This is a genomic window from Mycobacterium sp. E796, assembly GCF_001672815.1.
Classification (GTDB): Bacteria; Actinomycetota; Actinomycetes; order Mycobacteriales; family Mycobacteriaceae; genus Mycobacterium.
In genome coordinates this window covers 1-4,003 of record NZ_LZKK01000142.1, presented here as the reverse complement: position 1 = coordinate 4,003, position 4,003 = coordinate 1, and the positions used below count along the sequence as shown (strand labels likewise).

Here is a 4,003-nt window from a genome sequence, read left to right as displayed (position 1 = left end):
ATTACCCACCATGTAGGCACCTAGGGCCATAGTGCCCCAGCTTCGACCGCCGGCCGTCAGGTTGGGCGCCCGACCTCTTCGGGTTAAGCTGGCTGCGGCATCTCGCGTTCCGTAGATACTCGCTGTTTGCCGACGCAAGCTGCCTCTTGGCCAAGTTGTCGTGGAGGTATGAGGTCGGGTGACCGGCGGCGACGAACGCAGCTCGGCGTTTGCCGGGCTAGGCCAGCGCGGGCTGGTGAGCAGGATGCACGCGCAGCTGGACGAGTTGCTGGCGGCGCGCGATCAGATGGAGCAGCTGCTTCGCGTCTTCGTCGAGATCGGCGCCAACGTCGACGACCTTGACGCGACGCTGCACCGGATCATCACGGCGGCCAGGGAACTGACCTCCGCCCCCTACGGCGCCCTCGCCGTCCGCGACCCGGACGGCGCCCTGCTCAGATTCGTCCATGAGGGCATGGACCCCGAAACCGTCGAACGCATCGGACCGCTGCCGGTGGGCAAGGGTCTGTTGAGCCTGTCGCTGCTCGACACGCCGGCCCTGCGGGTGGAAGACCTGAGCGCGCACCCGGCCGCCGCCGGCTTCCCCGAGCACCACCCGCCTATGCGGGCCTTCCTCGCGGTGCCGATCACCATTCGCGGGATCGTCTTCGGGAACATCTACCTGACCCACGTCGACCCGGCGCGGGTGTTCTCCGAGTCCGACGAGGTCGCCGCCCGCGCGCTCGCGTTCGCGGCTGCGGCAAGCATCGACAACGCCCAGCTCTTCGAGCGCGAGCGGCTCTCGGTGAAGTGGATGGATGCGAGCCGCGAGATCACGACCGCCCTGCTGTCCAGCACCGAACCGCACCGGCGCCCGCTGCAGTTGATCGCCGAGAGCGCGCGCACGCTGACCGACGCCGAACAGGCGATCGTCCTCGTCCCAGCCGACGCGGACCTGCCGTACGACGAAACCGACACGCTGGTGGTGGCGGCTGCGGTGGGGGTCAACGCCGACAACGTGATGGGCCGCCAGGTCCCGGTGGCGGGCTCCTCCAGCGGCGAGGTCTTCCGAACCGGCCAACCGATGATCACCGAGTCGTTGCGCTACCCGATCCAGGCCTTCACCGACGTCGGGCAACGCCCCGCGATCCTGATGCCGCTGCGCACCGATCACGAAGTCGCCGGCGTCATCGCGATCGCCCGCGGCGCCGACCAGCCGCCGTTCGACGAGAGCTACCTCGACCTGGTCAGCGATTTCGCCACCCACGCCGCGATAGCCCTGGTCCTGGCCGCCGCCCGGGACGACTCGCGCCAGCTCACCATCGTCGCCGAGCGCGAGCGCATCGCCCACGACCTGCACGACCACGTCATCCAGCGGCTGTTCGCCGCCGGCATGGACCTGCAGGGCACGCTTGCCCGGGCCCGTTCCCCGGAGGTGGCCGAGCGGCTCAACCGCACCCTCGACGATCTGCAGACCATCATCGAGGAGATCCGGACGACGATCTTCCAGCTCAAATCGCCGTTGGGAAAGGGCGCCGACTTCCGGCGGCGGATCCAACAGGTGGTCGCCGACCTCACCGAGAATCGCGAGATCGTCACCACGATGCGCCTGCACGGCCCGATGACCGCGGTCGGCGGCGAACTCGCCGAGCACGCCGAGGCGGTCGCCGCGGAAGCGGTCAGCAACGCCCTTCGCCACTCGGGGGCGTCCCGGCTGACGGTCGAGGTTGATGTCGCCGACATGTTCATCCTCGACGTCAGCGACAACGGCTGCGGGATCCCCGCCGACAACACGCGCAACAGCGGGCTGGCCAACATGAAATACCGCGCCGAACAACTCGGCGGCACCTGCGAGGTCACCAATCCGCCGGAGGGTGGCGCGCGGGTCCACTGGATCGCCCCGCTGACCGACGACTAACGGGCTGGGGTCTAACGGCCCTGCCAAGCGCTGCCGAATCCGAATAACGTCGTGGATCATGAGCGATCAGGCGGTGGAATCCGCGGGTACGGCCCGGCTGCTCGACGGCCGCGTCGTGTCGTTGCGCCCCCTCACCGGCGGCGACGCGCAGGCCGTCATGGCGTTGCATCAACACCTCAGCGATCACGACCGCTACTACCGCTTCTTCACGCTGCAGCCGGTCCAGCTCGACGAAGTCGTCGACAAGCTGACCCAACCCGCCGACGGCCGATACGCCCTCGGGGCATTCGACGAGGACCGGCTGATCGGTGTGGCGAACTACACCGTCGTGCGCGAGCATCCGAAAGCGGCCGAGTTCGCGATAGTGGTTGCCCACGAAGATCATTCGCTCGGCGTGGGAACGGCCTTGCTCAAACACCTGGCGCGGGTCGCCCAGGCCCAGGGAATCGGGCACTTCGTCGCCGACGTCCTCGGCGAGAACCATCTCATGCTGATGGTCGTGTTCGACCTCGGCTGGCGCTGCGAGCCGGCGCAGTACGGATCCGTCCGTCACCTCGAGATCGAGCTGCCCGACTTCGGCGATGAGGACGCGAAATGCCCGGTGTGACACGCGAATTCGGGGTCCTCGTCTCGGTCGACGGGTCGCCGGCATCCGATGCCGCCGTCGCCTGGGGTGCGCGCGAGGCCATCATGCGCGACCTGCCCCTCACGCTGATGCACGCCGTGGCACCGGTGGTCGTCGGCTGGCCGGTGGGCCAACTGTACGACGAGATGCCCGAGTGGCAACGCGACGACGCGCGGCACGTCATCGATCAGGCCCGCAAGTCGCTGACGGCCGGCGTGGCGGGGGCCGCGCCACCCGAAACACGCACCGAGGTGGTGTATTCCGGCGTGGTGCCGGCGCTGATCGAGGCCTCCAAGGACGCGTGGATGATCGTCGCCGGCAGCCAGGGCCTGGGCGCGGTGGGCCGGTTGCTGTTGGGCTCGGTCACCACGGGATTGGTGCACTACGCGCACTGCCCGGTCGCGGTCATCCACTCCGATGTGACGGGCGATGACAGTGCGCCGGTGCTGGTGGGCGTCGACGGATCGCCCGCGTCGGAGGCGGCGACGGCCCTGGCCTTCGACGAGGCCTCGCGCCGCGGCGTCGGGCTGCGCGCGGTGCACGTGTGGAGCGACGTCGGGGTGTTTCCGGTGCTGGGGATGGACTGGCGCGACCGCGAGCGCGAGGGACAGGAGATCCTCGCCGAACGCCTGGCCGGCTGGCAGGAACAGTATCCGGACGTGCGCGTCGAGCGATTGCTCTTCTGCGACAAGCCATCCCACTGGCTGCTGAAGGAGTCCCAGCACGCCCAGCTGGTCGTGGTCGGTAGCCGCGGGCGCGGCGGATTTCCCGGGATGCTGCTCGGGTCGGTGAGTTCCGCCGTGGCGCAATCGGCGAAGGTTCCCGTGATTGTTGTGCGTGAGGAGAATCGATGATCGAAGTGTTGGAGGACATGCCGCAGGGCGTGACCGGCATCCGGGTGTCGGGCCGGCTGCGTGGCAACGAGCTGCGTCACTTCAAGCCCGAGATGGAAAAGATGTTGCAGGACGGCGAGATCAGGATCGTCGAGGTCATCGCGCCCGATTACGAGGGCTTCGGGCCGGGCGGGTTCGCCGAGGACCTCAAGCTGGGGTTCGGCGCGCTCTTCACTCATTACTCGGACTTCAAGCGGATCGCCGTGGTGTCCGATAAGGACTGGGTCGGCCACGTCATGCACGCGGTGGCGTGGATGATGCCCGGCGAGCTCGCCGTGTTCGGGCTCGACGAGCTTGACCGCGCGAAGGAATGGGCCGCCGCGACTTCGTAATCCCTTGTGTCACTTTAGTTTCAGGGGTCACATATCGGCATTTGTTGTCGGTGGGTGTTTCTACGATTCGGGGTATGGGTGCGAGTAGTCGTGAGGAGATCGTCGAGGTTTTCGACGCGCTCGATCATGGCCTGAAGCGCTTGTGCGATTTGTCTTTTGACGTGTTGACCACCCCGGAGCGGTTGCGGGCGTTGGAGCGCGTGGAAGCCGCGGCGCGCCGGTTGCGCGCCCCGCAGCACACGCTGATCAATCAACT

4 protein-coding genes and 1 pseudogene are annotated in these 4,003 nt (G+C 67.8%); all 5 read left to right on the top strand.

Annotated elements, in window-relative coordinates; translation table 11 throughout:
• Positions 1–244: 244 nt before the first annotated feature.
• Entirely contained in the window at positions 245–1,897 is a 1,653-nt protein-coding gene (locus A5706_RS10855; protein WP_068130062.1) for a GAF domain-containing protein, read from the top strand.
• Between the two features lie 58 nt (positions 1,898–1,955).
• The gene (locus A5706_RS10850; RefSeq protein WP_068130059.1) at positions 1,956–2,504 is read left to right on the top strand and encodes a GNAT family N-acetyltransferase; all 549 of its coding nucleotides are present in this window, start codon (positions 1,956–1,958) and stop codon (positions 2,502–2,504) included.
• Entirely contained in the window at positions 2,492–3,376 is an 885-nt protein-coding gene (locus A5706_RS10845; RefSeq protein WP_068130055.1) for a universal stress protein, read from the top strand. The genes A5706_RS10850 and A5706_RS10845 overlap by 13 nt, the downstream gene beginning before the upstream one ends.
• Complete coding sequence (locus A5706_RS10840; protein ID WP_068130052.1) at positions 3,373–3,747, top strand: STAS/SEC14 domain-containing protein; 375 nt, start codon at positions 3,373–3,375, stop codon at positions 3,745–3,747. Before A5706_RS10845 ends, A5706_RS10840 begins: the two co-directional genes overlap by 4 nt.
• Positions 3,748–3,821: 74 nt before the next feature.
• Positions 3,822–4,003 (top strand): annotated as a pseudogene (locus A5706_RS10835) (hypothetical protein); the annotation flags it as partial.

Excerpts from the sequence above, each read along its gene's own strand:
- A5706_RS10855 (WP_068130062.1), top strand. The coding sequence starts at position 245 with ATGCACGCGCAGCTGGACGAGTTGCTGGCGGCGCGCGATCAGATGGAG.
- A5706_RS10840 (WP_068130052.1), top strand. The coding sequence starts at position 3,373 with ATGATCGAAGTGTTGGAGGACATGCCGCAGGGCGTGACCGGCATCCGG.
- A5706_RS10850 (WP_068130059.1), top strand. The coding sequence starts at position 1,956 with ATGAGCGATCAGGCGGTGGAATCCGCGGGTACGGCCCGGCTGCTCGAC.
- A5706_RS10845 (WP_068130055.1), top strand. The coding sequence starts at position 2,492 with ATGCCCGGTGTGACACGCGAATTCGGGGTCCTCGTCTCGGTCGACGGG.